Annotated in this window: 27 protein-coding genes and 1 pseudogene; 18 read left to right on the forward strand and 10 right to left on the reverse strand. The window is 63.0% G+C overall.

Going from position 1 to position 26,643, the window contains the following annotated elements:
- Positions 1-181: pseudogene (locus EPO50_RS26230) on the reverse strand (site-specific integrase); the annotation flags it as partial.
- Between the two features lie 175 nt (positions 182-356).
- Positions 357-1,175 carry a RadC family protein gene (locus EPO50_RS26235; protein WP_296349113.1) on the reverse strand — a complete coding sequence of 273 codons (819 nt, stop codon included), beginning with the start codon at positions 1,173-1,175 and terminating at the stop codon, positions 357-359.
- 83 nt (positions 1,176-1,258) lie between these two features.
- Between EPO50_RS26235 and EPO50_RS26240 the strand changes: the two genes are divergently transcribed.
- Positions 1,259-2,671 (forward strand): serine hydrolase, encoded by a 1,413-nt coding sequence (locus tag EPO50_RS26240; RefSeq protein ID WP_296349116.1) that lies wholly within the window; start codon positions 1,259-1,261, stop codon positions 2,669-2,671.
- A 3-nt stretch (positions 2,672-2,674) separates the two neighbouring features.
- On the opposite strand, the gene map is transcribed toward EPO50_RS26240, so the two are convergent.
- On the reverse strand, positions 2,675-3,556 hold the full coding sequence (map, locus tag EPO50_RS26245) for a type I methionyl aminopeptidase (protein WP_296349118.1): 882 nt from the start codon (positions 3,554-3,556) through the stop codon (positions 2,675-2,677).
- Positions 3,557-3,669: 113 nt separating this feature from the next.
- Here map and EPO50_RS26250 point away from each other — a divergent pair, with 113 nt between their 5' ends.
- From EPO50_RS26250 to EPO50_RS26265, 4 genes are read left to right on the forward strand one after another with little or no spacing between them, the layout of a single operon-like run.
- Positions 3,670-4,431: a molybdopterin-binding protein gene (locus EPO50_RS26250; protein WP_296349121.1), complete on the forward strand. Its 762-nt coding sequence runs from the start codon at positions 3,670-3,672 to the stop codon at positions 4,429-4,431.
- Positions 4,432-4,435: 4 nt separating this feature from the next.
- Positions 4,436-5,539, forward strand: coding sequence for an AbrB family transcriptional regulator (locus EPO50_RS26255; protein ID WP_296349123.1), 1,104 nt, complete (start codon positions 4,436-4,438; stop codon positions 5,537-5,539).
- Positions 5,523-6,911, forward strand: a complete 1,389-nt coding sequence (locus EPO50_RS26260) for an amidase (RefSeq protein WP_296349125.1) — start codon at positions 5,523-5,525, stop codon at positions 6,909-6,911. The genes EPO50_RS26255 and EPO50_RS26260 overlap by 17 nt, the downstream gene beginning before the upstream one ends.
- Before the next feature lie 5 nt (positions 6,912-6,916).
- Positions 6,917-7,603: an aspartate/glutamate racemase family protein gene (locus EPO50_RS26265; protein WP_296349127.1), complete on the forward strand. Its 687-nt coding sequence runs from the start codon at positions 6,917-6,919 to the stop codon at positions 7,601-7,603.
- On the opposite strand, the gene EPO50_RS26270 is transcribed toward EPO50_RS26265, so the two are convergent.
- The gene (locus tag EPO50_RS26270) at positions 7,579-8,514 is read right to left on the reverse strand and encodes a hypothetical protein (protein WP_296349129.1); all 936 of its coding nucleotides are present in this window, start codon (positions 8,512-8,514) and stop codon (positions 7,579-7,581) included. The genes EPO50_RS26265 and EPO50_RS26270 overlap by 25 nt on opposite strands.
- Before the next feature lie 109 nt (positions 8,515-8,623).
- Here EPO50_RS26270 and EPO50_RS26275 point away from each other — a divergent pair, with 109 nt between their 5' ends.
- The 8 genes from EPO50_RS26275 to EPO50_RS26310 all read left to right on the forward strand — a co-directional run bounded on the left by EPO50_RS26275 (position 8,624) and on the right by EPO50_RS26310 (position 16,048).
- Positions 8,624-9,262, forward strand: a complete 639-nt coding sequence (locus EPO50_RS26275) for a creatininase family protein (RefSeq protein WP_296349131.1) — start codon at positions 8,624-8,626, stop codon at positions 9,260-9,262.
- A gap of 55 nt (positions 9,263-9,317) precedes the next feature.
- Positions 9,318-9,692, forward strand: coding sequence for a hypothetical protein (locus EPO50_RS26280; protein WP_296349133.1), 375 nt, complete (start codon positions 9,318-9,320; stop codon positions 9,690-9,692).
- A gap of 20 nt (positions 9,693-9,712) precedes the next feature.
- Positions 9,713-10,084, forward strand: coding sequence for a hypothetical protein (locus EPO50_RS26285; protein WP_296349134.1), 372 nt, complete (start codon positions 9,713-9,715; stop codon positions 10,082-10,084).
- A gap of 39 nt (positions 10,085-10,123) precedes the next feature.
- A complete protein-coding gene (locus EPO50_RS26290; RefSeq protein ID WP_296349135.1) occupies positions 10,124-10,567 on the forward strand; it encodes a DUF3617 family protein in 444 nt (147 codons plus the stop codon).
- 176 nt (positions 10,568-10,743) lie between these two features.
- Entirely contained in the window at positions 10,744-12,285 is a 1,542-nt protein-coding gene (locus EPO50_RS26295; RefSeq protein WP_296349660.1) for an ABC transporter substrate-binding protein, read from the forward strand.
- A gap of 99 nt (positions 12,286-12,384) precedes the next feature.
- Positions 12,385-13,593, forward strand: coding sequence for a hypothetical protein (locus EPO50_RS26300; RefSeq protein ID WP_296349136.1), 1,209 nt, complete (start codon positions 12,385-12,387; stop codon positions 13,591-13,593).
- An 85-nt stretch (positions 13,594-13,678) separates the two neighbouring features.
- Complete coding sequence (locus EPO50_RS26305; protein ID WP_296349138.1) at positions 13,679-14,875, forward strand: ABC transporter substrate-binding protein; 1,197 nt, start codon at positions 13,679-13,681, stop codon at positions 14,873-14,875.
- A 12-nt stretch (positions 14,876-14,887) separates the two neighbouring features.
- The gene (locus EPO50_RS26310; RefSeq protein WP_296349140.1) at positions 14,888-16,048 is read left to right on the forward strand and encodes a phytanoyl-CoA dioxygenase family protein; all 1,161 of its coding nucleotides are present in this window, start codon (positions 14,888-14,890) and stop codon (positions 16,046-16,048) included.
- A 9-nt stretch (positions 16,049-16,057) separates the two neighbouring features.
- On the opposite strand, the gene EPO50_RS26315 is transcribed toward EPO50_RS26310, so the two are convergent.
- From EPO50_RS26315 to EPO50_RS26325, 3 genes are read right to left on the reverse strand one after another with little or no spacing between them, the layout of a single operon-like run.
- Complete coding sequence (locus EPO50_RS26315) at positions 16,058-17,029, reverse strand: polysaccharide deacetylase family protein (protein ID WP_296349142.1); 972 nt, start codon at positions 17,027-17,029, stop codon at positions 16,058-16,060.
- Entirely contained in the window at positions 17,030-17,599 is a 570-nt protein-coding gene (locus tag EPO50_RS26320) for a DUF4269 domain-containing protein (RefSeq protein ID WP_296349144.1), read from the reverse strand.
- Between the two features lie 4 nt (positions 17,600-17,603).
- Positions 17,604-18,668: an LLM class flavin-dependent oxidoreductase gene (locus EPO50_RS26325; protein ID WP_296349146.1), complete on the reverse strand. Its 1,065-nt coding sequence runs from the start codon at positions 18,666-18,668 to the stop codon at positions 17,604-17,606.
- 87 nt (positions 18,669-18,755) lie between these two features.
- Between EPO50_RS26325 and EPO50_RS26330 the strand changes: the two genes are divergently transcribed.
- Both EPO50_RS26330 and EPO50_RS26335 read left to right on the forward strand, forming a co-directional pair.
- Entirely contained in the window at positions 18,756-20,240 is a 1,485-nt protein-coding gene (locus EPO50_RS26330; RefSeq protein WP_296349148.1) for a hypothetical protein, read from the forward strand.
- 274 nt (positions 20,241-20,514) lie between these two features.
- A complete protein-coding gene (locus tag EPO50_RS26335; RefSeq protein WP_296349150.1) occupies positions 20,515-22,212 on the forward strand; it encodes an amidohydrolase family protein in 1,698 nt (565 codons plus the stop codon).
- Positions 22,213-22,216: 4 nt separating this feature from the next.
- Here the strand turns inward: EPO50_RS26335 and EPO50_RS26340 are convergent, their stop codons facing one another.
- The 3 genes from EPO50_RS26340 to EPO50_RS26350 form a co-directional block, all read right to left on the reverse strand.
- Positions 22,217-22,522, reverse strand: a complete 306-nt coding sequence (locus tag EPO50_RS26340; protein ID WP_296349152.1) for a hypothetical protein — start codon at positions 22,520-22,522, stop codon at positions 22,217-22,219.
- A gap of 72 nt (positions 22,523-22,594) precedes the next feature.
- Positions 22,595-23,047: a cupin domain-containing protein gene (locus tag EPO50_RS26345; RefSeq protein WP_296349154.1), complete on the reverse strand. Its 453-nt coding sequence runs from the start codon at positions 23,045-23,047 to the stop codon at positions 22,595-22,597.
- 52 nt (positions 23,048-23,099) lie between these two features.
- Complete coding sequence (locus tag EPO50_RS26350; RefSeq protein WP_296349155.1) at positions 23,100-23,279, reverse strand: hypothetical protein; 180 nt, start codon at positions 23,277-23,279, stop codon at positions 23,100-23,102.
- Between the two features lie 435 nt (positions 23,280-23,714).
- Here EPO50_RS26350 and EPO50_RS26355 point away from each other — a divergent pair, with 435 nt between their 5' ends.
- The 3 genes from EPO50_RS26355 (at position 23,715) to EPO50_RS26365 (ending at position 26,620) form a co-directional block, all read left to right on the forward strand.
- Positions 23,715-24,890 (forward strand): molybdopterin-dependent oxidoreductase, encoded by a 1,176-nt coding sequence (locus EPO50_RS26355; RefSeq protein WP_296349158.1) that lies wholly within the window; start codon positions 23,715-23,717, stop codon positions 24,888-24,890.
- Between the two features lie 3 nt (positions 24,891-24,893).
- A complete protein-coding gene (locus EPO50_RS26360; RefSeq protein WP_296349160.1) occupies positions 24,894-25,283 on the forward strand; it encodes a cytochrome c in 390 nt (129 codons plus the stop codon).
- Positions 25,284-25,384: 101 nt separating this feature from the next.
- Positions 25,385-26,620: a GTP cyclohydrolase II gene (locus EPO50_RS26365; RefSeq protein ID WP_296349162.1), complete on the forward strand. Its 1,236-nt coding sequence runs from the start codon at positions 25,385-25,387 to the stop codon at positions 26,618-26,620.
- Positions 26,621-26,643: the final 23 nt, after the last annotated feature.

The following is a 26,643-nucleotide window of genomic DNA, read 5'->3' on the forward strand; positions in this document are numbered from 1 at the left end:
GTTTGCCATCGCGCCACTGCTGCGCCATCCAGTCGGCCGTCACGCGCGTCGGCATGGGTTTCAACACCAGCACAAGCCGGCCGGTGCCGCGGCCCTCGCCATCAACGAGGCTCTCCTGAGAGCTTTGTAGTTCGACCCGCTTCATGGCCTGCCGGATCGCTGCATCTGTAAGACTTGCCATCCTTCTCACCACCCTCACCAAATTGGGGGCGGTAACGAGGGTGCAGGGGTCGGCTACTGGGGGCGGCAGGCCCTCGCATCCCGCGAAAAACCGCTCCCATTTATGACTCTAACCGATCCCAGTGAACAAGGGATAAGTGTCGTGTTTAAGCGGTTTCTAGCGTGATTGAGCGTGATCAGCCGGTTTGAGTAGGGTGGTTGTGGACCAGGATCAGCGCGGCGGCGTTCAGTGCCAGCGCCCGCTTCACAACCTCACGCGGGTAGACCGGCGTGTGGTCGATGGTGCCGCGCTGCTGTACCTCGTCGGCGATCAGCACGTTCTTGGTGTCGAGGAAGAGAATGCGGAACTGCTCGGTTTTCTCGTGCGCGAGCGCGGCATGGCAATAGTCGATGAGCTGCTGCCAGTTGGTGAGGACGGGCATGTCCTTGACCTTGCGCTCGGCCAGCCGTCGGCCGACCTCGCGCATCGCCTTGAAGTGAACCAGCGTCCTCTGGTCGATCTCGAATTCGCGCAACTGTTCAGGCTCGGCGGCGAAGACGTCGCCCAGCGTGCCGAAGCGCTCCAGCAGGCGCTTGGCCAGTGGCTTGGTGTCGATCCGTTCGATTGAATAGAAGAGCAACAGCTCCAGCAGCTCATAGTCGGCCAGCGGTTCGGCGCCGGCTTTAAGCACACGTTCGCGCACCCGGCCGCGATGGCCGTGATAGTGCGGCTTGGGTGCATCTGCATCGCCGCTGTTGTGGCCGGTCGCGGCAGGCGCGGCGTCGATGGCTGCCACCAGTTTTTCGGTCGGATCCTCGCCAGCGAAGTCCCAGCATTGGTCGAGCCGGTTCCACGTGCCGCCGATGTCGCGCAACACTTGGCGATGAGCCAGAGTATTGCCGCTGACTCGCCAGAGATTTTCCGATGTCTGGAGACGAAGGCCCGCGGCCAAGAGCGCCACAACCGCCTTGTCGTCCGCTGCAGGTTCGAGTGCCTGGCGTTTTGCCTTCCCCATGGCGTTACGGTCCTACGCAACCGCGGCAGAAAGGCGGCAAGAACTGGCTGAAGCCGAGACGGTGCACCTGTTAGGATCGGCCGATGTCAGGAACGACCTTTACCGAGATCGACGCCGCCTGCGCGGCCTTTGCGAAACAGGAACAGATCCCCGGCCTCGTCGCTGGGATTGTCCAGGATGGCCGGCTTGTCCATGTGACGACAGTCGGCCTGGCGGATATCGAGGCGTCCCGGCCGGTCGGTCCGGCCACGGCATTCCGCATCGCCTCGATGACCAAGAACATGACGGCGCTTGCCATCCTCTCCCTGCGCGATCAGGGCCGTCTCGTCCTCGATGCGCCGCTGGCGGAGTATGTACCGCAGTTCGCCGCAGTGCCGCCTGCGACCCGCGACAGCCGGCCGGTGAGTCTGCGCGATCTCCTGAGCCACGTTGCCGGCTTCGTCACCGACGATCCCTGGGGCGACCGTGTGCTCGGCATGACGCCTGTAGAGCTGGATACGCTGATGGCGAGGAGCCGGCTGTTCGCCCGCCCACCTGGCCTTGCGTTCGAGTACAGCAATCTGGGCTACGCCTTGTTGGGGCGCGTGCTGACCAACGTCAGCGGAGAGCCCTATCAGGCCTTCATCCGGCGGACGTTCCTAGAACCGCTCGGCATGGTGCGCACCACCTTCGATGCTATCGACGCCAGCAATGGCGACTTCGCCTGGGGCTATCGTCTGGACGAGGGCCAGTGGTCACGCGAGCGGATCGAACCCGATGGCGAAGTGGGTGCGATGGGCGGACTGGCAACCACCGTGCCCGACTATGCCCGCTACGTCGCCTTCCTCCTCAGTGCCTGGCCGGCGCGCGACGATCCCGAGGCAGGTCCGGTCCGGCGATCTACCGTTCGCGAGATGGGCCTCTGGCATGCGCCGCCGCTCCCGCCCGATTCCGCCGCCGACGGACGTCCGCCGGCGCCGAGCGCCTATGGATATGGTCTCGTCCATTCTACGGACGGCTTGCTCGGTTCACGGCTGCATCATGCCGGTGGCCTGCCCGGTTATGGCTCGCACGTGCTCATGCTTCCGCAGCGGGGATGGGGTGTCTTTGCGTTCGGCAATCGCACCTATGCGCCTATGTCGCGCCTCACACTCCGCGTCGCGGAGATGCTGCATGCCGCCGCGCCCCGGCAGGAGCCCGCGAAGCCGTCACCGGCTCTTGCCCGAGCCGTGCAGGCGGTCGTGGCTGCCTACGGAGTCGGACGTATCGAGGAGGCCGAGCCAGTCTTCGCCGTGAACCTGCTGCTCGACATGCCGGCGCGTTTTCGCAATGCCGAGCTTGCTGCCTTGAAGCAGCGGCTCGGCGACGGTCATCTGGAAGGGATTGAGCCCATCCACGCGCTGGCGGGTCGTTTCACGATGGCCTGCCTGCGCGGTCGCTTGCGCGGAACAGTCACGCTCTCCCCTGACGCAGAGTCCGGAATCCAGAAGCTCAGCCTGGCGGCCGAGGAGATCTGATGCTCAGGCCGTCACGGCCTGACGATCTTCCGCAGGCTTGGCCTGGCCGAGATCGTAGGGCGGCTTGGCGAGGCCCATTGGCGAGAGGGTGAAGAACTCGACGCCTGTCTCGGTAATTCCCACGGAATGCTCGAACTGCGCCGAGAGCTGCTTGTCGCGCGTTACCGCCGTCCAGCCGTCGCTCAGGATCTTCACCTGCCAGGTGCCGGCGTTCACCATCGGCTCGACGGTGAAGAACATGCCGGGCTTCAGCACGGGGCCGCTGCCCTTCTTGCCATAATGCAGGATGTTCGGCGCATCGTGGAAGATGCGGCCGAGCCCGTGACCCGAGAAATCGCGCACCACGGAGAAGCGCTGCGCCTCGACATAGCTCTGGATGGCGAAGCCGATGTCGCCGACATGGGCGCCCGGCTTGGCCACGGCGATGCCGCGCATCATGGCTTCGTAGGTAACGTCGCACAGGCGCTTGGCCTTCACGCTGACGTCGCCGGAATAGAACATGCGGCTGGTGTCGCCGTACCAACCGTCGAGGATGACCGTGACGTCGATGTTGACGATGTCGCCGTTCTGCAGCCGCTTGTCCGACGGAATGCCGTGGCAGACCACATGGTTGATCGAGGTGCAGATCGACTTGGGAAAGCCGCGATAGTTCAGCGGGGCAGGGATCGCCTTATGGTCGAGAATGTAGTCGTGACAGAGCTTGTTGAGCTCGTCCGTCGAGACGCCCGGCTGGACGTGCGGCGTGATGAAATCGAGGGTCTCGGCGGCCAGGCGGCCAGCACGGCGCATGCCTTCGAACCCTTCCGGGCCATGCAGCTTGATGGTGCGCTCGTCGCGACGCCAATAATCGTCGCTGTCGTCGACGAACTCTCGGGAATTGGTCATAGGCCTTATTTGGCATGCGATACGGGCAGTAACAAGACCGTGGCGGCAGCTTGGCCCGACCTGCTGTGTCCGCTAATCTACTGAAACCACGGGGAAAATTGTGCGAGTCCAGAATGTCCGAGCCGGCAAAAGTCGTCACCGCCTGTATCCTCGTGATCGGTAACGAGATCCTGAGCGGCAGGACCCGCGATTCCAACATCCAGTATCTCGCCACGGAACTCGGCGCACTCGGCGTGCGGGTCATGGAATGCCGCATCATTCCCGACGTCGAGGATACCGTCGTCGCCACGGTGAACGAGGTGCGGCGGAAGTTCGACTACGTCTTCACCACCGGCGGCATCGGCCCGACCCATGACGACATCACGGCGGACTGCATCGCCAAGGCCTTCGGGGTAGGCATTTCCGAACATCCCGAGGCGGTCGCGCGCATGACGCGCCACTATGGCGACCCAGCGCTGTTCACGCCGGCGCGGCGGCGCATGGCCCGCGTCCCTCATGGCGGCGTGCTGGTCGACAATCCGGTGTCGGTGGCGCCAGGGTTCCAGATGGAAAACGTCTTTACTTTCGCCGGCATTCCCAAGGTTGCCGAGGCGATGTTCCAGTCGATGAAGCACCGGCTGGTCGGTGGCACGCCGGTTCTGTCGCGGACCGTGCGCACCAACCTGCCCGAAGGCATCATCGCCGAGCCGCTGGGAGTGTTGCAGAAGCGTTTCGAGGATCTCGACATCGGGTCCTATCCGGCTTTTCGCAACGGCAAGCCCAGCGTCTCGCTTGTATTGCGTGGCACGGATGATGCAAGGCTGGTCGCCGCGTCTCTCGAGCTGATGGACACCATCCGCAAGATGAATGGAGAGGCGGAGGAGTTCGTTCAGTAGTCCGATGACCGAAGAGCCCGCAGACAAATCCTCCAAGGGGTTGGGCGGGCTTTCACCGGCCCTGCAATGGGTGCTGCTTGTCGCGATCTCGGCCGGCATCGCAGCGCTGCTGCTCTGGTTGCATGCACCCGCGCCGCTCATGCTGGGGCCGCTGATCGCTGGCATCATCGTCGCTTCGAACGGCGGCAAACCCCGAATGCCCCTGTCGGCCTTTGTCTTCGCCCAGGGAGTCGTCGGCTGCATGATCGCGCGCATGGTGCCGCTGTCGATCGTGGGCGACATCCTGGCTCACTGGCAGCTCTTCACCGTCGGTGTCCTGGCGGTCATCGGAGCGAGCACCTTGCTGGGCTGGATCATGACCCGCCTGCAGATGCTGCCCGGCACGACCGCGCTCTGGGGTATCAGCCCGGGAGCGGCCTCGGTCATGACCATCATGTCCGAATCCTACGGCGCGGACGTACGGCTGGTCGCCTTCATGCAATATCTGCGCGTCGTCATGGTGGCGGGCGTTGCCGCCCTGGTGGCCAAGATGTTCGGTGTCACGGCGCCCCATGGTGGCGACGCGATCGCCTGGTTTCCCGATGCGAACTGGTTGTCGTTCGGCGAGACGCTGGTTGTCGCCATCGTGGGCCCCCTCATTGCCCGTGTGCTGCGGATCCCAGCAGGCGCCATGCTGGTGCCGTTGGTCATCTGCATCGTGCTGGCGCATGTCGGCTTGATGACGGTCGAGCTGCCGCCGTGGGCGCTGGCGGTGAGCTTTGCCTTCATCGGCTGGAATATCGGCCTCAGGTTCACGCGGCCGTTGCTGCTCTACGTTGCGCGCATGCTGCCACGGGTCGCGGCGTGCGCTGCCGTGCTGATCGCGCTCTGTGGCGTCGTCGCCTGGCTGATGGTCGTCACCATTGGCGTCGATCCGCTGACCGCCTATCTCGCGACCAGCCCCGGCGGCGTCGATTCGATTGCCATCATCGCCGCTTCGACCAACTGCGACGTGTCCTTCGTCATGGCGATGCAGACGGTCCGTCTTCTCGCCGTGCTGTTCCTGGCGCCAGTGTTGACCAAATTCATTGCCGAGCGTGTAAGCTATCCTGATGACCGCCATCCATGACATGACCGCCGGCGAGCTGCTCGCCGCCTACAAATCGAAGAAGCTGTCGCCGGTCGAAGTGACCGACGCCGTGATCGCCCACATCGAAGCCTGGGAACCGAAGCTGAAAGCGCTCTATGCGCCAGACTTCGGCGCGGCACGCAAGGCCGCCAAGGAAGCCGAGAAGCGCTGGCAGGCCGGCAAGCCGCAGGGATCGCTCGATGGCGTGCCGATCACCATCAAGGAGAATATCGCGACCAAGGGCGTGCCGGTGCCGCTCGGAACGGCCGCGACCGAACTCGTGCCGGCTGCGGCGGACGCGCCGGCATCGGCAAGGGTGCGCGAGGCGGGCGCGATCGTCCTCGCCAAGACCACGATGCCCGACTACGGCATGCTGTCCTCGGGGCGCAGCTCGTTTCATGCGCTGACGCGCAATCCCTGGAATCTTGCCTGGAACCCTGGCGGTTCCAGCTCTGGGGCGGGGGCCGCGGCGGCGGCAGGTTACGGGCCGCTGCATCTTGGAACGGACATCGGTGGCTCGGTGCGCCTGCCAGCCTCCTGGAACGGCATCTTCACCTTGAAGCCCAGCCTCGGCCGCATCCCGGTCGATCCGCCATTCTTCGGCCGCGCCATCGGCCCGATGACACGCACGGTCGCGGATTCGGCTCTGCTGATGGCCGAACTCTCCAAGCCCGACTCGCGCGACCATATGAGCCTGCCGCCGGCGACCATCGACTGGAGCGCAGGGCCGCGCGATCCCAAGGGCCTCAAGATCGGCCTGCATCTCGATGCGGGTTCCGGGTTGCCGGTCGATGCCGAGACCAAGGCGGCAATCGAGGCGGCGGCCAAGCTGTTCGCTGACGCCGGGGCTCATATCGAGCCGGTGGCGCCGTTCCTCTCGCCCGACATGCTGCATCTGCAGGACCTCTTCTGGCGGGTTCGGAGCTGGGTCGATTTCTCGGCGTTGAGCCATGAACGGCAGGCCAAGGTTCTGCCCTTCATTGCCGATTGGTGTCGCGGTGGCGCGGACGTCTCGGGCTCCATGGTGATCCGCGGCGTCAACAACTACATGGCGATCCGTGCCGCTGCGACGCGCGCGACGCAGCCCTTCGACTTCGTGCTGTCGCCGGTCTCGCCCGTGCCGACCTACCGGGCGGAATGGGAGACGCCGACCAACGACGTCAACCGGCCGCTGGAGCACATCTCCTTCACCATGCCCTACAATATGAGCGAACAGCCGGCGGCTTCGATCAACTGTGCGTACACGAAGGAAGGCAAGCCGATCGGCCTGCAGATCGCCGGCCATCGCTTCGACGATCTCGGCGTGATGCAGCTCTCGCGCTGGTTCGAGGCCGCGCGTGGCCCACAGAAGAGGTGGCCGGAGCCGAAGTAACGGCCATGAAGGCGCCCCTCGGCATCCTGATGCTCGACACGCGCTTTCCGCGCATCGTCGGCGACATCGGCAATGCCGCCTCGTTCGACTATCCGGTGATCTTCCGGCGCATGGAGGGTATCGGCTCATCGGATGCGGTGACGACCCATCCCGATCGGCCGCGTGTACTCGCGGCCTTGCGAGCCAATGCCGAAGCGCTGGCGGCCGAAGGGGCAGTGGGCATTTCAACAAGCTGTGGCTTCCTGGCGCTCTATCAGGATGAGCTGACCGCCGTGTCACCGGTGCCTGTAGCGACGTCGGCGCTGCTTCTCATCAAGCAGCTCGAGGGAAAGCGGGTAGGCGTCATTACGGCGTCGGCGAAGAACCTGACGCCGGCGCATTTCGAGGCGGTGGGTGCACCGGGCGACACACCCTTCGTCGGTCTGCCGGAGGACAGTTCCTTCGCCGACACGTTCCTGCGCAACGGACTTGCGCTCGATCGGCAACAGGTCGAGCGCGAGGCGGTCGCCGCCGGTCGCGCGCTGGTGGCCCGACATCCCGAGATCGATACGGTGGTGCTCGAATGCACCAATCTGCCGCCCTACAAGGGGGCTCTCAAAGCGGCCCTTGGCTTGTCGGTTTACGACGTGCTCGACCTGTTGAATGGCTTCTATGCCAAGCTTAGCCGTCAGGAAGGCAGCAAGCGGCGATAGAGCGGCTGCAGAAGCGTCGGGATCAGGTAGATCGGAAACTGCACGGCGGCGATGAACAGGAAGATGTCGGGATCGGCCGTGACCGGCAAGACCGCCATCAGCAGGGCGTTGTGGCGGCCACCTGAACAGTAGCCGGCGGTGAGGGCGATGCGCCGGTCGAGAATTGGCAGCAGGCCGACCGCCATGACGAGATTGCACAGGAGCATGCCGGCGAAGGCGCCGGCGATGAAGCCGCCGAGCTTCATAGGCTCGGCCAGGGCCCGGGCCACAACGCCGTCCATCAGGGGAATGGCAAAGATCATCAGCACCGCCACCGACAGGCCGTCGAGCGCAGGACCGGCCTCGGTGACTTTGGTGCCGAGGAAACGACGTATGACGATCGCGCCGATGAGCGCCAGCGCCACGATCAGCCCGAGCCTCAGGCTGAGGTCGAGAAGGCCGATCTTGAGATCGAGCCCCAGCAGCCAGAGGGCGAGCGGCGGCAGGGTGAAGGGTACGAGGAAGTTGGTGAACAGCGAGATCAGCAGCGCCAGCGACGAATCGAGCCTGAGGAAGGTCGCCGTCGTGGCGGCCGAGATGATGCCCGGAGCCATGGCGCTGAGGCAGAGGGCGGCCACCAGACCTGGCCACAGGCCGAGGCCCTGCCAGATCGGCCAGACGACCAGCGGAACCGCAATGAGATTAAGAAGCGACAGTGCGATGGCCAGGCCGGGACGGCGCAGCAAGGCGCTGAGCCGATTCCAGTCGACCCGCGCCAGGGCCAGCATCAACAGCGTGACGGCGAGCGGCATCAGAAGCGGGCGGGTCGCGGCGGCGAAATCCTGGAACAGGAGCCCGAGAAGCAGGGAGAAGGGCAGCAGAGTGGTGGCGCGCCTCCCCATGTGCTGCAAGACGAGAACGACAGGATTCATTGCGCCGACCCTAGCACAGGCCGATCGCCGCTACTTTTTGCATTGGCGCAGGCCCAGCATCCCGGATACGCATCCGTCGGTCGTACGCGTGTCGGGGAGGCGTGTGGGAATGAAGGGCGTCTGGTTGGAGGATCTCACCTGGCCTGAGGCCAAAGCTCGCTTCGATCGAGATGACGTGGTCGTCATCCCGGTCGCCGCCGCCATCAAACCCCATGGGCCGTATCTGCCGCTGGGTACCGACGCCCTCATAGCCCGTGCATTGGCACAAAGAGTGATCGAGCGGCTGCCCGTTGTCGTAGCCCCTATGGTGGACTCTGGCGTGGCTCTCGCCTGTACGTCTCTTGCCGGCGGCCAGCATCGGCAAAGTGAGACGTTCAGACAATTTCTGCGGGATGTTGTCGATGGTTTTGGTACCCAAGGTGTGAGCCGTGTCGCCCTTCTCGGTGTCGGAACCTCGGCCGAACAACTGCTAGATCTAGACCCAGTGGAGGGTGTCCTTGTGCTCCGCGCAGGAGGCATGGGTGTACCTGTCAAAGCATTGATCGAGCGTCTCGGCGATCATCCGGTCGGCGAAGTTGCGACATCCATCATGCTCGCGCTTGCCCCGCGAAGCATTCGACCGGAGCCGTCGGCCGGCGCCGGCGATCCGAGCCACGCGACGGCTTTCAAAGGCGAGCGCCTCATGGCTGCCTGGGTCGATGACTTGGTGACTACACTCACGGCGAAATGGCCGACGCTAGGGATGTGAGAAAAATGCCGGATTCTCTGGCCTTTCTCGGCATGGGCTGTCACAAAATCCCGCCATGCCTCTGCATTGGACGATCGACTCCAGGGACCATCTCGTCGTTGCTACCGCCGACGGCGATGTGACGCGTGAGGAGATCGAGCATTATTTGCACGTGCTCGATGGGGCAAATGCGATGGGGTATCGCAAGCTGTTCGATGCCGGCAACGGTGACACGTCGATGAGCGCCGATGATCTGCTGGCGATCGGCGTGCAGATTCGTGATCGTCACTCCAAAGGCGATCCTCTTGGCCCGCTGGCCATCGTCATGCCGTCCGACAAGACTGAATTGGTATCACGCATCCTCGGCATTCTCGCAGCGGCTGATCGTCCGATGCGCGTCTTCGATTCGATCGAACCGGCACGCCGTTGGATCGAGAGCTTCCCTAAGTAAAAATCGAGAGCGACATCTGTATGCCCATTCGTTGGACCGTCGATCAGTCGCGGGAAATGCTCCTGGCTGAAGCCGAAGGCGCAATCACCCTGCAGGAGGTCGTCGAGTATCTCGACGCTGTGGTCACCGCCGGGACCGGGCCCTATCGCAAGCTGTTCGACGGCAGCAAGGCGCAGTCGGCGATGACCGATGAAGAGATGATGGTCCTGGGAGCGCGGCTGCGGACCTATCACGGTCAAGGTAAGACCGGTGCTCTCGCCATCGTCGTGGCCGCGGACGAGACGCATGGCCTCGCCCGCTTGTTCGGTGTCTTGGCAGCTGCCGATCGCCGAACCAAGATCTTCAATACCCTGAAGGCCGCCCGCGATTGGATCGACGCGCAACCGCGATGAGCGATCGGGTATAGTGGCGGCCAACAGACGGAGATGGAAATGAAGTTGTTCGGAGTATCTGCAATCCTGGTCGCATCGGTCGTCGCTGGCACCGCCCTCGCCGAGACCGCCATCCAGGCTGGCGAATGGGAGGCCACCGAGAAGACCACGCTGGAAGGCGTGCAGCCCACACCCGCTACGTCGAAGAAGGTTTGTCTCAAGGGCGACGACGCCAAGCTAGAGCGGCTGCTCTTTCCGACGCCGGCCGAGATGAAGGAACACGGCTGCACATACCAGGAGGGGGCCAAGAAGGCGGGTGTGCTGACGGCCACGTTGATCTGTCCGCCGTCCGACATGATCGCGGGCGTTACGGCCAAGGCCGAGATCAACTACAGCGCCACGAGCTATGAAGGGATGGGCCAGATCGAAGCCAAGGACAAATCGGGCACTACGATCAAAGGCAGCAGCGTTCTGAGCGGCAAGCGTCTCGGTGACTGCTCGTAGCATCCGTCGATAGCGAGAGCGCTCATCCGATATCGCTCTGCAGAGTTTGTGAAATTCGGACAGGTCTTCATACTCACACGAAATGACGGCACCGCGATCTAACGCGGCCTGTGTGAGGAGGAGACGACATGAAAAAGAGGGCAGGATCTTTCACCCTGGCCGCTGTGGCGGCCGCGATGGTTCTGACGCCGGGCGTCGGCTGGAGTCAGAAAGCAGGCGGGGTGTTGAAGATCCAGCACATGGACACGCCGCCCAGCGCGTCGATCCATGAAGAGGCGACCGTATCCGTCGCCGTGCCGTTCATGGCGCTGTATAACAATCTGGTCGTGTTCGACCAGAACGTGGCCAAGAACAGCTTTGACTCGATCGTGCCCGATCTCGCCACAAGCTGGTCGTGGAGTGGCGACGGCAAGCAGCTCGTCTTCAAGCTGCGCGAGGGCGTGAAATGGCACGACGGCAAGCCGTTCACGGCCAAGGACGTAGTCTGCACGTTCGATCTTCTGCTGAGCCCCGACAAGCTCCGGCGTAATCCGCGCTCGGCGTGGTGGGGGAATGTCGAGAAGGCAACGACCACCGGCGATTTCGACGTCACCTTGCATCTCAAACAACCGCAGCCAGCCCTGCTGGCGTTGCTCGCCTCGGGCTATTCGCCGATCTATCCCTGCCATGTGCCGTCGGCCGACATGCGCCGCAAGCCGGTCGGCACCGGACCCTTCAAGCTGGCCGAGTTCAAGATGAACGAGGGCATCAAGCTCGTGAAGAATCCGGACTACTGGAAGAAGGGGCGGCCCTACCTCGATGGCATCGAATACACGATCATTCCCGATCGTTCGACGCGTATGCTCTCTTTTATCGCCGGCAAGTTCGACATGACCTTCCCGGCCGACATCACGGTGCCGTTGTTGAAGAACATCAAGCACGATGCACCGCAGGCCCAGTGCACCATGCGGGAAAGCGGCGTCAGCACCAACCTGATCGTCAATCGCGAGGTGGCGCCCTTCGACAATCCCAAGGTCCGCCGAGCGCTCGCCCTGACGCTCGATCGTCAGGCTTTCATCGACATTCTGAGTGAAGGCGAGGGCAAGATAAGCTCCGCCATGCTGCCGCCACCCGATGGTGTCTGGGGCATGCCGCCGGAAATGATAAAGACCCTCACCGGCTACGGCGACGTCGAGAAGAACCGTGCCGAAGCGCGTGAGCTGATGAAGGGAGCGGGCTACGGGCCGGACAAGCGGCTGAAGCTCAAGGTCAGCACGCGCAACATCGCGACCTTCAAGGATCCGGCGGTGATCCTGATCGACCAGCTCAAGCAAATCTGGATCGACGGTGAACTCGAGATCATCGACACCGCGGTCTACTACAATCGCGTCTTCAAGAAGGACTATGTCGTGGCGCTGAACCTGAGCGGCAGCGCCGTCGACGATCCCGACGTTACCTTCTTCGAGAACTACGCCTGCGGGTCGCTGCGCAACTACAACAACTACTGCAATCCCGAGATGACCAAGCTCTTCGAGGAGCAGTCGCGCGAGCCCGACCAACAGAAGCGTCTCAAGCTGGTGTGGGAGATCGACCGCAAGCTGCAGGAGGATATCGCCCGGCCGATCATCTCCTACGGCCGGATTGCCGGCTGCTGGCAGCCCGCGGTGAAGAACGTCACCCTGCACGTCAACAGTATCTACAACAATTGGCGCTTCGACGACGTTTGGCTCGAGCGCTAGGTTGCTTGCTGTTGGCATAGAAAGGGAGACGATCTAACCTAGATCAGCGGCGGTCGGGACTCATTCCCGGCCGCGGGCCCCACAGGACTTTTCGGAGCTGTGATGTCGCTTTCCAGGACGATCGTCTCGACGTTTGTCACTGTCATTGTCTCGTTGGTTGTCGCGGAGCTCGTTGCCCGCGCCGTGTTTAGCTTGAAGCCACTCGTTATCCAGACGCCCTACCATCCGATCTATGCGTTGGCGGAGTTCGACAATTTGTCGACCAATGCGGAAATGGCGCATGGCCCGTCGGGTCCGATGGCCTACGGCTATGAGGAGGGGGTGTTCGGCTATTACTATGATGGTCGAACGCTGCCGCCGCGCTCCTCGACGAATCTTTCCGATTTTCTGTTCCGGCATACGCTGTCGCGCTACGACGCCGCCACCATCGATCGTCTTGCCTGCGAGCAGCCCAATTCTGCAGCCATCTACGTACTCGGCGGATCGGTCGCCCAGGGTCATTCCGCCCAGAGCAAGGCTGCCACCTGGCATGCCCTCCTCGAAGGTAAGCTGCGGCGGCAGCTTCAGCGCGACGATATCTTTCTCTTCAACGGCGCGATGGGCGGATATCTGTCGTTGCAGGACAAGATGGCCTATTACCTCGCCGCCGTGCCACGCAATGCCCGCGCCGTCCTGATACTGAATTCACAGAATGATCTCGTTGTTCCTCTGAGTTCTGGAACGCGGCCTGGCGATCCTTTTGTATTGGGCGTGCGCTTTGGCCAATTCTTCACCGACGGCTTCTTTTGGTGGCTGGCCAAGCACAGCGCGATCGTGAATGCTCTGGTCCAGTCCGAAGTGAAGCAGGCAATCCAGACCTACCGACAGCGCTTGAACGAAGACGACGCGGCCTTTGCCCAATACGCGGAGGCTGTGATGGATATCTACTTCGAGAACATGCACGAGGTGCTGGAGGACTGTGCGATCCATGGCCGGGCCTGTCTTGTCACCATACAACCCTCCCGCAGCTTCACGGCCATCAATCGAGGGCTTCCTGCCAGCGATGTCTTGTCGGAGAAGCGCATGCGCAGCTTCTACGAAATGCTGAAGCAGAGGGTGGCCCGTAGCCCCTATCGTGCGCGCTTCGTCGACCTCACCGGCATCTTCGATCGCTCGGATATGGCTGAGATCTATACTGACGGCGCGCATTTTAGCGAACGCGGACAGGCAATCTTGGCCGACGAGCTGATGCAGTCGGCACTTGGATTGTTGAAAGATACTGCCGGGGGTACAGGGACGCCGGGCCGCTGCCGACGCCCGTCGATCTGACTTGCGAAACTGACGGTGCTTGCAGGCGTGCGCGGCTGCGTCGACGAGCCTAGGCTTTCTCCCAATAAAGAAGTGGAGGAAGCGCATGCGGATTTTTGGAACGGCGGCGCTGGTCGCCGGGCTCTCGATCGCCTCGTTCGGTGTGGGATCGGCCCTCGCACAACCAAAGTACGGGCCGGGCACCTCGGCGACCGAGATCAAGGTCGGACAGACCATCGCCTATTCCGGCCCGGCATCCGCCTACGGCCAGCTTGGCAAGGTCGAGGAAGCCTACTTCAAGTGGCTGAATGCCAAGGGCGGCATCAACGGCCGCAAGATCACCTTCATCACGCTCGACGACGGCTACTCGCCGCCTAAGGCGGTCGAGAACGTGCGCCGTCTGGTCGAAAGCGATCAGGTGGCCCTGGTGTTCAACGTATTGGGTACGCCGCTCAACATGGCGATCCGGCCCTACATGAACCAGAAGAAGGTGCCGCAGCTCTTCATTGCCGCCGGCGCCACGGCCTTCAACGATCCGGCGAAGTTCCCTTGGACAATGGGCTGGCAGCCTAACCTCCAGGCCGAGACGGCCTTCTACGCCAAGCACCTGCTGGCTAAGGCGCCCAACGCCAAGGTGGCGGTGCTCTACCAGAACGACGATTTCGGTAAGGACATGCTGCACGGCCTGCAGCTCGCGCTTGGCGACAAGGCCAAGACCATGATCGTCGACACACAGAATTTCCAGCCGACTGATCCGACGATCGACAGCCAGCTTATCGCGCTCAAGGCTTCTGGCGCAGATACGCTGTTCCTCTTCACCTATGCCAAGCAGGCGGCCCAGGCGATCAGCAAGATGGACGATCTTGCCTGGAAGCCCACGACCTACCTGCACCTCGGCGCAGCCTCGGTCGGCGCTACCTTCAAGCCGGCCGGGCTCGAGAAGTCGAAAGGCATCCTGACCGCGGGGTTCATGAAGGACGTGACCGACCCACAATGGAAGGACGATCCCGACGTCAATGCGTGGGTCGCCTGGATGAAGGAGAACATGCCGGGCGCGGAGCTCTCCGATATCCTGAACGCCGCTGGGTACGCCTATGCCCAGACGCTCGAACAGGTGTTGCGCCAGGCCGGAGACAATCTCACGCGCGAGAACATCATGGCGCAGGCGGCCAACCTGAAGAATTTCCGGGTCGGCCTGCTGCTGCCGGAGAGCCGCATCAACACCAGCCCGACCGATTACCGGGTCATCACCTACATGAAGCTGCAGCGCTTCAACGGAACGAGCTGGGATTACGTCGACTGACGGAGGCGTGCGATGGACCAGACGGTGGTTGATCACACGGCCGACTACGGGCCAGAAGAGGCCGCGATGCAGGCCTATCTTCGTGAAGGTGAGAAGCGGGCCTATGCGCTGGGCAATCGCGGGCCGATCCGTTTCACCGCTGACGGCGCTTTGCATCCGGAGATCGTCGAAGCCTATTGGCGATGTGGCTTCTACGTTTTCGAAGGCGTTCTGAAGTCGGACGAATTGGCTGACATCGAGCGTGACCTGCGCGACATTCTCGATCGGTTGCCGGTCGAGCGGGGAGCGCCGGTCGATGCCAAGGGACGGCCGGCGCTAGGTGTGGGATGTGCGGCGCCAAACCTGCTCTGGTCCAAGCCGCTCGGCGATCCGTTCGGCGGCACTGCACTCGCCAATGGCCGCCACCAGGTGAAGATGTTCGAGCCGAAGGCGGCCGCCGATGCGCCCAAGGAGATCGTCTATCTCATCCTGGGCTCGCTGCAATTTTCGGAGGCGGCCCTGCGTGTCTACGGCCATCCGCAGCTTCTGGCTGTCGCTGCGGCGATCAACGGACCGGACTTCGCCCCCTTCAACGAGGCCCTGTTCATCAAGGAACCGGGCCGCGGTGCCTCCGTGGCCTGGCACCAGGATGGCGTCACCCACTGGGACAGTCCCGACTGGGACGAAGGCGTGCACGGCTTCAACTTCATGGGTCAGCTCTATGGCTGTACGCCGGCCAACGGCGTCTGGGTCGTGCCGGGCTCGCACAAGCTGGGCAAGATCGACATCAAGTCTGTGATCGCCAAGGCCGGCAGCGAACGGTTGCCCGAGGCGGTGCCAATGGTCTGCAGGCCGGGGGATGTCTGCATCACCAATCGCCAGGCGCTGCACGGTTCCTTCGCCAACACCAGCAAGGATTGGCGCGTGACCGTGAACTTCGGCTTCCATCGCCGCAAGTCGGTATTGGATGTCAAAGGTGGTGGCGTACACAACAAGGAGGCGGTCTACGACGCCGCGCGCATTCGCGAGCGAGCCAGGATGATCGGCTACGCCATCGATGCCCGCCGCAAGCGCTTTCCGCAGGAGACGCCCTTCGTCTACCGCCTGCACGCTGAAGCGGGAGAGACCTATCGCTGGGACGACGCTGCCCGAGCCGGCGTCAAGGACTACAACCTGCTCGATTTGTCGATCTAGCCTGTCTCGTCAGTACATCTTGGGAATGAAGACGCCTTCCATGTTGTCGGAGATGGCACGGAAGACCCGGCCCATGACTTCGGGTGTGCTGTGGCCCGGCATCGGGGAGATACGGTCGATCTCCTCGAAGACCGCCGGCGGGCAATCCTCGATGGCGACGCCTTTCAGCGCCGCCCATTTCTGCACCTGATTAAGGAACCGCGGCGTGACGATCGGCACGGCCTCTCGGTTGAACGGATCGGCCATTGCCTCTTCGAGGGGAATGAATTCGACGCCGGCAGCCTGAAAGCGGTCGAGGATCTCGCTGAGACAGTCGGCGGCCAGCGGCGTGCCGTGGATCAGCCAGATATGCGCCGGATCTCGGCCGAACATGGCGCGCGCCGCGGCGGCCTGTACGCGAAGTTGCCGCTCGGCTGTATCGACGAACAGGCGCCGGACCCGCTTCAAACCGTCGGCATCGCCAGCCTTGGTGGCCCGCCAATGCGGCGCCAGGAATTCGGTGTCGTAGAACCAGATGCTGATCGGTGCGGGCGTGAAGCCGTGCCGATCGAGATAGGCCTTCACGCCCTCGTGCTTCTCCGGCGTGTTGCCCCAATTGTCCATGCAGTAGCGGAAGTACCGCGTGGGCACCCGGCTGGACCAGGGTTGGATCAGGGTTTCGGTCCGCTCGATGTCGGCGAGATATTTCGGCACGGTCACCCAGTTCAGGTTCGCGTGATGATGGGTGTGGTTGGCGATGTGATGCCCGGCCTCGACCCAATGATCGAAAGTGCGAAGGAGGTCGGGCCGCCCTTCGGCCGGACTGGTGGCCGAAAAGGCGTAGGTGCCGGTGACCTTGTGCCGTTTCATGGCGTCGGTCATCGCCTGCGTGATGCCGAGGTGCGTGTAGCCGGACGCCAGCGGCATGTCCGGCCACAACAGAAGGTCATCCATGCTGATGGCGAGCCGGATTGGTCCGTCGGGTGAAATCGGCTCTACCATCTACTTTTCTCCACCAGTGCTCATGGCCGCCACTGTGATAGCAAATCCGCGACCGTTCAGCAGCCGGACGAGGTCGGCATCGGACCTCGCTTCGACATCGAGCAGGGCGAAGTAGGGATCGCCGGCGAGGCCCAGCACCGCGGCGAAGGCTGGTTCGGTCTTCAACCCACCGCGACGACGCTCCATGACTGCCGCGCGAAAGGCGTCGCCGCCCAGCGCCAGCAGCCGACGCTCGACCGTGAAATGTCGCCAACCCGCTTGCTGTACGACTGGGCGAGACGCACCGAAGATTTCGATCGGCCAGCCATGGGCTTTGAAGGACGCGACGACCGGTCGTGCATCGCCAGTCCATTGATGGATGGCAAATTGTTCGTGGTTGCTGGCGAAATCCCAGACTGTTCGCGTGAAGGCATCGGCATCGGCATCGACGACGTGGCACAGCACGTCGATATCGCTGCCGGGCATGTCCAGTCCCAGGGGCGGGGTGCCAGCGACATGCGGATCGAAGCGCGCCAGCACCGCCAACAGATCCAGCCGTTGCAAGGCCTCGAGATAGGTGGGTGAGGCCATCGTGTCAGGCGAAGGCGGGCATGACCTGTTCGCCGAACTGTCGCATCGACGCGAGGTTCTGCTGGTGATTCATGGCGCCAAAGCCGGTCTGGCAGAGCAGGTGCTGCACGCCAACGTCGCGCAGTTCGGCCACCTGCTCGCGCACGCGCTTGGGCGAGCCGTAGAGCGAACCGGTGCGCAGCACGAAAGGGATCGCCTCGGAGTCCGGCACCTTGGGATCGGTCCAGGCATTGAGCGCCGCCGGATCGGGTTCGAAGTCGGCCGGATTGTGTGCCTCGCGCACATGCATCATGTGCGCGCGTGTCTCGACCAGCAGCCCGGCCAGCGCGTCTTCGGCTTCGGCATCGGACTCCGCGACATATACGTTGCGCCATAGTGCACTCTTGGCGAGCAGCGTCGCGCGGGTCCTTTCGTCGTGGCCGCCTTCGTCGATGCCGGCGGCATAGGTCGCCCAGCGTTCCTTGATTCGTTCCACGGGCAGGCGCGCCGTGAGGATTGGCACGCCGAGCTTGCCGCATTCCTTGAACGAGCCGGGCGAGATCACGCTGCGCCACAGCGGCGGGCCGGGAAGCTGCACCGGCTTCGGCCGGATCGCCGGCACATGCAGCTTGTGGAAGCGGCCTTCGTAGTCGAGCGGGGACTCCGTCCAGGCGCGCTGCAGGATGTCGACAGCTTCTTCCATGCGCTCGCGGCTGTCGGTGCTGCGCAGGCCATGGCCGACGAACTCGTATTCGTTGTAGGCCGTACCCTTGCCGATTCCGACGTCGATGCGGCCCTTGCTGAGGTTGTCGAGCAGTGCGAGTTGCACAGCCAGCCGTACCGGATGATGAAAGGGCGTTTGCACCACGGCAAAACCCAGTCGCACTTTTTCGGTTTTCATGGCGAGTGCGGCTGCGAACATGAGTGAGTCGCAGTAGACGCTTTCTCCCGTGAAGTAATGTTCCGTCAGCCAGACGTCGGAGAATCCGAGGCGTTCTGCCTCACAGGCCTGGGCAACGATCTGATCTATGCGTGCCCCGTCTTCGTCAGGCGATGGGGACATGGCAAGCGTCAACCAACCAAACTGCATCGAACTCTCCGCCAACTCTCGGCACGGTCCATGTTTCTATAGCATGCGGTCTGGCATCGTGAGGTAGGACGGACTAACTAGGCAGACGTGCGTAACGTGCTGAAGAACTCCCTGCTGGTGATCGTCACCATCGTACTGTGTACCGTGGCAGCCGAGGCCATGGTGCGTTGGCTGGAGGCGGGCGACGATCGGTCGGCGCGGCAGTATCTCGAGAAAATCCCTTTGGCCTCGGGTGTCGAGCGCGCGTGGTTTGCTGAGGATCCGCCGCCACTGCCGAATCGCCACGCCGTTCCGGCGGAATGGCGGGCGCTGGACCGCGAGATCGACCTGAGTGGCGTCAGCGGAGCGACGCGGCGCGCCGACGCCTTCAAGGCCTGGAACAGCGTCTTCGTCGGTGATCCCTGTCAGCACCCTTATCTGAAGGACGCGCCGGGTCGTCTTTTCGTCTACGACCCGCCGGATGGCGCACCACGGCCGCCTTATCGTTTCTTGCCGGACGCGACGACGCCGATCGGCTTGGTGACCAATGCCTATGGCTTCCGTGGTCCGCCAGTACCGGTGGCACGTCAGCCCAAGACCATCCGTATCGCTTTCGTCGGAGCCTCGACGACAGTGGCCTCGCACCACTTTCCTTATTCCTATCCCGAGTATGTCGGGGGGTGGCTGAACCAGTGGGCAGCCGCGAAGAAGCTCGATGTGCGCTTCGAGGTGCTGAACGCCGGCCGCGAGAGCATCAACTCAGTCGACATCGCCGCCATCATGCGCGACGAGGTGGCGCCGCTCGCGCCCGATCTCGTCGTTTACTACGAGGGCGCTAACCAGTTCAGCCTGCGCTCGCTCGTGCCCAAGCTGCCGCCGCAACCGTCCTATGCCGAGTTGATGGAAAGGAAGCAGCCTAACGCCTTCGAGCGCGTATTGGCCGATCTTGCTTACAGCTCGGCGCTGGCAAGGCGGTTGCAAGCGTTGCTGGCATCGGGCGAGGTCAAGAAGGACGGCGGCGAATGGACCAAGCCGGATTACAAGCTCAACTGGCCGGCAGGCCTCGATGAGCGCGACCCGGACCTCGCTCGGACTGATCTGCCGGTGAACCTGCCGACCATCCTGCATGATCTCGACAGCATCCGCGCGGCAACCACGGAGGTGGGGAGTGAACTTGCGCTCGCGTCATTCGTCTGGCTGGTGTCGGAAGGCATGGTGCTCGATCCGGAGCGCCACCGTGCCATCCTGGAATATCTGAACGTCGGATATTCGCCGTTCCGCTATCGCGACTTGGAGCGGCTCGCCGCTTTCCAGAATCGCGTGTTCGCCAAGTATGCCGCCGAACACAACCTCGCCTTTCTCGATGTCTCGAAGTGGATGCCGCGAGATCCCAATCTGTTCATCGACGCGATCCATGGCACGCCCGAAGGTGTGCGTCTGCGCGGCTGGGTCATGTTCCAGCTCCTCGTGCCGTTGATCGAGCGCCATCTCGCTGACGGCGCCTGGCCCAAGAAGGATTTCCCCTCGGCGCCGGCTCTTCAGCCCTTCAAACCGCGGCAGATCACGTTCGATTGCGGGAAGACGGCGGGTTGAGTGCCGGCGGCAACTGCCGCCGGCACTCCACACACCCACCACATGCCAGCAGTGGCAGGGCGAGAGTTTTTCCCCAAAGCTCCACCCCGCGCCGCCACCGGCGTCTGGCTTTATAGTGAAGTTGCATCTGTAGCGCAAACATTAGAACCTGAGACTTGCAAACTAGGGTGTCCGCGCAAGTGGCTGGCGGTTTTGCGACGCGATGGCGGTGATGTTGACAGGTTTTTGAGCTCCGCCCACGCTTTCGACAAAGCAAAAGCGAAGTGGAGGAAGCATGGCGCGGTTCGATCGTGTGATCCGGGGAGGCATGATCGTGGACGGCAGCCGTCTGCCGCGCTTCCGGGGCGACATCGGCATCAAGGATGGCGTGATCGCCGAGATCGGCCAGATCGGCGCCGGCGAGGCCGATGAGGTGATCGACGCTGGCGGCCTCATCGTGGCGCCGGGGTTCGTCGACTTGCACACCCACTACGACGCGCAGCTCTTCTGGGATCCCTACTGCACGCTCTCGTCGTGGCACGGCATCACCTCAGTGGTGATTGGCAATTGCGGCTTCGGCTTCGCGCCGGTACGGCCCGCCGAGCGCGAGCGCGCCATGATGTCGATGACCCGCGTCGAGGCGATCCCCATGGCCTCGATGAAGGAGGGCATGCCGTGGAACTGGGTGACCTTCACGGAATTCCTCGACAGCGTGGACGCCGCGCCCAAGGCGGTGAACATCCTGCCCTATGTGCCGATCTCGCCGCTGCTGATCTGGGTGATGGGCTTCGAGGCGGCTAAAGCCGGCAAGCTGCCGACAGCGGAGCAGCACGCCGAGCTCAAGCGCTTGCTGCACGAAGCGATGGATGCCGGCGCTTGCGGCTGGTCGGCGCAGCGCATGCTGCCGACCGGGCCCTCGGCCGTACAGCGCGACTATGACGGCACGCCGATGCCGACCGATGTCATGCACGACGACACCTGTCGTGAGTTCGCCCGCGTGCTGGCCGAACGCAACGAAGGTTTCATGCAGATGCTGCTGATCTCGGGCGACAATGCCCGCGATCGCACTTTCTACGAAGAGCTGTCGAGCATCAGTGGTCGGCCGATGATCATGAATGTGATCCAGGCCTTCGATCACCGGCCTGAAATTCATCGTCGTCAGCTGGCATGGCTGAAAAGCTGCCGTGAGCGCGGCATTCGGGTCGTGGGGCAGGGTCTTACGACCGATGCTGGCTTCACCTTCACCTTCGAGGACTGGAACCTGTTCGACGATTCGCAGGTTTGGTGCGATGCCACGACCGGTACGCGTGCGGAGAGGCTGGCCAAGCTCGCCGATCCGGCGCGACGGCCCGCATTGCGGGAGAACCTGCCGATCACGGCGACCGGCCCCTTGCCGCAGATCGCGATCGTCGGCCCCAAGCTCGACAAGAACAAGAAATGGCTCGACTACACGCTCGCCCATGCCGGCGAGAAGATGGGCAAGCATCCGGTCGACGTGATGCTCGATATGGCGGTCGAGGAGAATCTGGAGACGGAATTCTTCGCCGCTCCGCCCAATGGCAGCATCGAATATCTGAAGGAACTGGTCGACGATCCCTACATCCTATTCGGCGTTTCTGATGGCGGCGCACATACCAAGTTCCTGACCGCCGGCCGCTATCCGACGGAGACGATCTGCAAGGTGGTGCGCCAGCACGGCATGCTGAGTCTCGAGGACGTGCACTGGCGTTTGTCGGCACTGCCGGCTGAAGTGGCGGGCTTCCGTGGCCGCGGTGTGTTGAAAAAGGGCGCGCCGGCGGACATCGTGATCTACGACTATGATGGACTGAAGGTGCTGCCGGGCGAGATCGCTCACGATCTGCCGGGCGGCGAATGGCGCCGCGTCCAGCGCGCCTCGGGCTACAAGTACATTCTCGTCAACGGTCAGGTAACGATGCGTGACGATCAGCCGACCAACAGGCATTCGGGTCGGTTGCTGCGCCACGGCGCCTAGGAGGCTACTGGCAGGGCTGGCCTTTCACCGGCACGCGCAGTTTCCAGCACAGCATCTCGCCGTCGCTAGCACGGCCGGAATTGCAGAAGTAGACGTCCTTGTCCTTCTGCAGCCACAGGCCGCCAGGAACCGCCGCCTTGATTTCGAAGCCGGTGCTGATCAGCAACGCCGACGAATAGGCGGGCGCCTCGGCGTACTGCGATTGGCAGGTGGGGGGCTTGGTGTTGGGGGATGGAGGAGCGCTTGGCTGTTGGGCAAACGCCGCCGCAGATACCAAGCAGGCCAGGCCAAGGACGCCTAGCAATTTCATGAAAGTCCCCCGTTCACGTGAGGAGGACTTTAGAGTCGTCGCGGTCCTGGTGCAACAATCCCGGATTTGCCGTTACGTCGCTGCTTGATCCTCGACTGCCGTTTCGAAGTCGGCGGGCATCGTGATCTCGATCAACTCGAGGTCGTCCGAATGGTCGATCTCTTTATGCTTCACGCCGGGCGGTTGATAGACGGTCGAGCCCGCAACGAGCTTGTGCTGGCCGTAACCCTCGTACTCGAAGATCGTCCAGCCCTTCAGCACATAGACGAACTGGAACTGCAGCGCGTGGCTGTGGCGGGGAGCGTCGGGATGCTGACCAGGAACGGCGCGAATCACATGCGCGCCAACCTTGCCGCCGGTCAGCTCCTTGAGACCGAGCGGGCGGTATTCGAAGAACGGCCGCAGCCCATCCTTCTTAAAGGAGTCCGGTCCAAGGTGATTGACGATGCTTGGCCCACCTGCCGCTGCATCGTCTTTCAGCTTTTCCTGCGTGACTTCTTCGGTCGTGGGGAACAGGTCAGGCATGGCATCCTCCGTCTGTCGTTGGAAGTGAGCATGCCCTGACTAATCCCGCGGGTCAGCAGAAGTTGCCGGCGCTCGGTTCGCGTAGACGCCAGCACAGCGGCTCGGTTTCGAGCGGCCGTCCGGAGTTGCAGTAGTAGACTTCGCGATCCTTCTGGACCCAGAGACCGCCGGGTACTGCTGCCTTGATGTCATAGCCAGCCGTGATCAACCCCGCAGCGGACTGGCCTGGCATCGGCGTGTATTGAGACAGGCAGATTTTCGCCGGTAGCTGGGCCGGAGGCGGAGCAGCCGCCTGCTGTGCCCAGGCAAGCCCTGCAGCCATTACAATTGCAAAAGCACCCACACCCAAGGATTTCATCGTTAACCCCATCGAAGCATCCCTTTGGACAACAGCAACGGAGATCTCCTGACCGACAGACGCTCCCCAAAAGCAGTCTGTCGGCAGGAGCTCCTTCCCACGCCGGCATATAATTATTATTGCATTTTAAACGCGAACAGAAATTCACGAATGTAGACGAGGCGAAACAGCGCAGCAATAAATATGCAGTAATATGGCAATATTATGGGCTGGCTATCGTCCCGGTCGGCTATCGTCCAAAATAGGGTTGTGAGTATCAAAACGACGACAAGACGGGCCTTTCTGGCCCAAACCAGTACAGGCGGCCTGATGATCGTATCGGGGGCTGCTTGGGCGCAAAACCCGACAACGCCTGCCACGATCGACCTGCCCTTGCCGGGCGGCCCTGATGAGCGGGTCATCACCACGGCCTTCCCGCAGAAGGGACCGATGATCCTGCAGCGCACCCGCCCGCCGCTGCTCGAAACGCCGTTCGAAGTCTTCGACCGCGGCGTCTTTACGCCCAACGATGCTTTCTACGTGCGCTGGCACTGGGCGGTCATCCCGACCGAGATCGACGTCGATACCTTCCGGCTCTCCGTGCGGGGGCACGTCGACAAGGAACTGTCGCTGTCGTTGAAAGAGATCGTCGATGGACTGCCGCGGGTCGAACTGGCAGCGGTCAATCAATGTTCGGGCAATTCGCGCGGCTTCACGGAGCCGCGTGTTGCCGGTGCGCAGTGGGCCAACGGCGCCATGGGCAATGCCAAGTGGATGGGCGTGAAGCTGCGGGACTTGCTGGATCGTGCCGGCATCAAGCCTGGCGCCGTCGCCGTGCGCTTCGCGGGACTCGACGAGCCCGTGATGAGCGACGCGCCGAAGTTCATGAAGTCGCTGTCGCTGGATCATGCACGCGACGGCGAAGTGATGATCGCCTATGCTATGAACGGCGAACAGCTTCCGCTGCTGAACGGCTTCCCCCTGCGCCTCGTGGTGCCGGGCTGGTATTCGACCTACTGGGTGAAGATGCTCGACCGCATCGAGGTGCTGTCGGCGCCCGATGAGAGTTTCTGGACCAAGAACGCGTATCTGATTCCCGACACGCCCGGCGCGGATATGAAGCCAGGTCAGGCCGGCGTCGCGATGGTGCCCATCAACAAGATGGTGCCGCGTTCCTTCATCACCAATCTGAAAGCCGGCGGGACCTTGAAGGCTGGCACAAAGAACTTGGTGCGCGGCATCGCCTTTGGCGGTGTGACCGGCGTCAAGAATGTCGACCTTTCGATGGATGGCGGCGCTACCTGGTTGCCCACGGTTCTTGGCCGCGACGAAGGCAAATATAGCTTCCGGCAGTGGCAGGCAGAGGTGGCGCCGGCCGTTGGCGATCTTGCGTTGATGGTTCGCTGCACCAACGATGACGGGCTTGCCCAGCCGTTGGCGAACAATTGGAATCCCAGCGGGTTCATGCACAACGGCATCGAGACCGTACGCGTGAAGGTGGCCTGACCGATGAAGATCTCCATGGGTACCGTTGGCTTTGCCGTCCCGATCGTGGCGGGTGTCGTGCTTGCCCTGATCGGCCACCCGGCTGTTCAGCTTCCACCTCCATCACCGGCGGTAGCAGCAACGCCGGCGGCTTCGGGCTTTGCGCTGAAATCAGTGTCGGTCGAGCTGCCGGTCAGCGATGTGGTTTTCCCCGGCGGTGCCAAGGCCGACGCCATCGCAGCCAACTGCCTCTCCTGCCATTCCGCCGGCATGGTGCTGACCCAGCCTGACCTCGCCAAGGCCGCCTGGACGGGCATCGTCGAAAAGATGATCCATGCCTACAAGGCGCCGGTGGCGGAGGCCGATGTCGCGGCCATCGTCGATTACCTGCAGGAGACCAGGGGCGCCAAGTAGTTGCATCCCCTCGCTTTTCCGCTGTCGTCGATATTCTTTCCTTCGTAATCCGCAGGCCTTACACTGCCTCGCTTTCCCGCTCCGAGGGATCCGGAAAGCAAATGGCTCATATCAGACTGAATACCCATCCCAGCCAGGGCGGCCAGCCGGCCCCTCCAGTGGTGTGGGGCGCGCGTGATCCCGCCGTTCGCGGGCCTGTTGTCGGCACGGTCGCGGACTCGGCGCGGCGCAACGCCATCGGCGTGCATTCCGGTAGCTATGGCATCTATCGCGCACTGGCGATCGCGGCGCAGGAGCTGAAGCCAGGCCACCGCCCGGACTTTACCAACACCTCGCCGGCCGAGCCGATCGGCCCGTTCGAGAGCTGGTTCGATCCGAAGAAGATCGTGTCGCTCGATCCATGGGGCCACATGGTGGCCGATGTCTTTGCCGACAAGCTGGCAGCAGGCTGGGATGTCCGTCCGACCATTGCCGTCACCAAGGCGCATGTGCATATGCCGGAGATCCGCGACGCGATCGCAGCCGGCCGGCTGAAACCGGACAATGACATCCTGAGTTCGTCGGGCGACGTGAAGGTGACCAAGGCCGCGGTCGAGCCGGTGTGGTGGCTGCCGGGCATCGCCGAGCGTTTCGGCGTCAAGGAGACCGACCTGCGCCGTACCCTGTTCGAGCAGACGGGGGGCATGTACACCGAGCTCGTCACGCGCATGGATCTCGAGCTCTTCCTGCCGCCGATCGGCGGCGCCACGATCTATTTCTTTGGTGATGTGCAGAAGCTCGGCAAGCCGGAGACCAAGATCGCTTGCCGCCTCCATGACGAGTGCAACGGCTCCGACGTGTTCGGCTCCGACATCTGTACTTGCCGGCCCTATCTCGCGCACGGCATCGAGATTTGCATCGAGATGGCGCAGAAGGGCGGTGTTGGCGTGGTCATCTACAATCGCAAGGAAGGTCGGGCGTTGGGCGAGGTCACCAAGTTCCTGGTCTACAATGCGCGCAAGCGCCAGCCTGGCGGCGATTCGGCAGCGCAATACTTCAACCGCACCGAATGCGTCGCCGGCGTGCAGGACATGCGTTTTCAGGAGCTGATGCCTGACTTGTTCCATTGGCTGGGCATCGCTCGCATCGACCGCTTCGCCTCGATGAGCAACATGAAGTCCGATGCCTTGCGCGAGCAGGGCATCGAGGTCGTCGAACAGGTGCCGATCCCCGATGAACTGATCCCCGCTGACGCTCAGGTCGAAATGGATGCGAAGAAGGCAGCTGGCTACTTCACGCCGAAGAAGCCTGCCATCGAAGAACTGGGCAAGCCCAAGGGCAGGGGGTTGAACGAATGACGTCGTTGTGGGGCGTGGTACTC

It is taken from the genome of Reyranella sp., from assembly GCF_004297405.1.
Lineage (GTDB): Bacteria > Pseudomonadota > Alphaproteobacteria > Reyranellales > Reyranellaceae > Reyranella.

What these genes read in the sequence shown, in the direction of transcription:
- EPO50_RS26350 (WP_296349155.1), bottom strand. Translation starts at nt 23,279, where the DNA reads ATGCCAGGCCAGTCCGCTGCGGGGTTGATCACGGCTGGCTATGACATC.
- EPO50_RS26255 (WP_296349123.1), top strand. Translation starts at nt 4,436, where the DNA reads ATGACCGAAGAGCCCGCAGACAAATCCTCCAAGGGGTTGGGCGGGCTT.
- EPO50_RS26270 (WP_296349129.1), bottom strand. Translation starts at nt 8,514, where the DNA reads ATGAATCCTGTCGTTCTCGTCTTGCAGCACATGGGGAGGCGCGCCACC.
- EPO50_RS26340 (WP_296349152.1), bottom strand. Translation starts at nt 22,522, where the DNA reads ATGAAATTGCTAGGCGTCCTTGGCCTGGCCTGCTTGGTATCTGCGGCG.
- EPO50_RS26320 (WP_296349144.1), bottom strand. Translation starts at nt 17,599, where the DNA reads ATGGCCTCACCCACCTATCTCGAGGCCTTGCAACGGCTGGATCTGTTG.
- EPO50_RS26325 (WP_296349146.1), bottom strand. Translation starts at nt 18,668, where the DNA reads ATGCAGTTTGGTTGGTTGACGCTTGCCATGTCCCCATCGCCTGACGAA.
- EPO50_RS26305 (WP_296349138.1), top strand. Translation starts at nt 13,679, where the DNA reads ATGCGGATTTTTGGAACGGCGGCGCTGGTCGCCGGGCTCTCGATCGCC.
- EPO50_RS26335 (WP_296349150.1), top strand. Translation starts at nt 20,515, where the DNA reads ATGGCGCGGTTCGATCGTGTGATCCGGGGAGGCATGATCGTGGACGGC.
- EPO50_RS26250 (WP_296349121.1), top strand. Translation starts at nt 3,670, where the DNA reads ATGTCCGAGCCGGCAAAAGTCGTCACCGCCTGTATCCTCGTGATCGGT.
- EPO50_RS26365 (WP_296349162.1), top strand. Translation starts at nt 25,385, where the DNA reads ATGGCTCATATCAGACTGAATACCCATCCCAGCCAGGGCGGCCAGCCG.
- EPO50_RS26285 (WP_296349134.1), top strand. Translation starts at nt 9,713, where the DNA reads ATGCCCATTCGTTGGACCGTCGATCAGTCGCGGGAAATGCTCCTGGCT.
- EPO50_RS26295 (WP_296349660.1), top strand. Translation starts at nt 10,744, where the DNA reads ATGGTTCTGACGCCGGGCGTCGGCTGGAGTCAGAAAGCAGGCGGGGTG.
- EPO50_RS26310 (WP_296349140.1), top strand. Translation starts at nt 14,888, where the DNA reads ATGGACCAGACGGTGGTTGATCACACGGCCGACTACGGGCCAGAAGAG.
- EPO50_RS26265 (WP_296349127.1), top strand. Translation starts at nt 6,917, where the DNA reads ATGAAGGCGCCCCTCGGCATCCTGATGCTCGACACGCGCTTTCCGCGC.
- EPO50_RS26235 (WP_296349113.1), bottom strand. Translation starts at nt 1,175, where the DNA reads ATGGGGAAGGCAAAACGCCAGGCACTCGAACCTGCAGCGGACGACAAG.
- EPO50_RS26345 (WP_296349154.1), bottom strand. Translation starts at nt 23,047, where the DNA reads ATGCCTGACCTGTTCCCCACGACCGAAGAAGTCACGCAGGAAAAGCTG.
- EPO50_RS26290 (WP_296349135.1), top strand. Translation starts at nt 10,124, where the DNA reads ATGAAGTTGTTCGGAGTATCTGCAATCCTGGTCGCATCGGTCGTCGCT.
- EPO50_RS26240 (WP_296349116.1), top strand. Translation starts at nt 1,259, where the DNA reads ATGTCAGGAACGACCTTTACCGAGATCGACGCCGCCTGCGCGGCCTTT.
- EPO50_RS26280 (WP_296349133.1), top strand. Translation starts at nt 9,318, where the DNA reads ATGCCTCTGCATTGGACGATCGACTCCAGGGACCATCTCGTCGTTGCT.
- EPO50_RS26360 (WP_296349160.1), top strand. Translation starts at nt 24,894, where the DNA reads ATGAAGATCTCCATGGGTACCGTTGGCTTTGCCGTCCCGATCGTGGCG.
- EPO50_RS26260 (WP_296349125.1), top strand. Translation starts at nt 5,523, where the DNA reads ATGACCGCCATCCATGACATGACCGCCGGCGAGCTGCTCGCCGCCTAC.
- EPO50_RS26355 (WP_296349158.1), top strand. Translation starts at nt 23,715, where the DNA reads ATGATCGTATCGGGGGCTGCTTGGGCGCAAAACCCGACAACGCCTGCC.
- EPO50_RS26315 (WP_296349142.1), bottom strand. Translation starts at nt 17,029, where the DNA reads ATGGTAGAGCCGATTTCACCCGACGGACCAATCCGGCTCGCCATCAGC.
- EPO50_RS26275 (WP_296349131.1), top strand. Translation starts at nt 8,624, where the DNA reads ATGAAGGGCGTCTGGTTGGAGGATCTCACCTGGCCTGAGGCCAAAGCT.
- map (WP_296349118.1), bottom strand. Translation starts at nt 3,556, where the DNA reads ATGACCAATTCCCGAGAGTTCGTCGACGACAGCGACGATTATTGGCGT.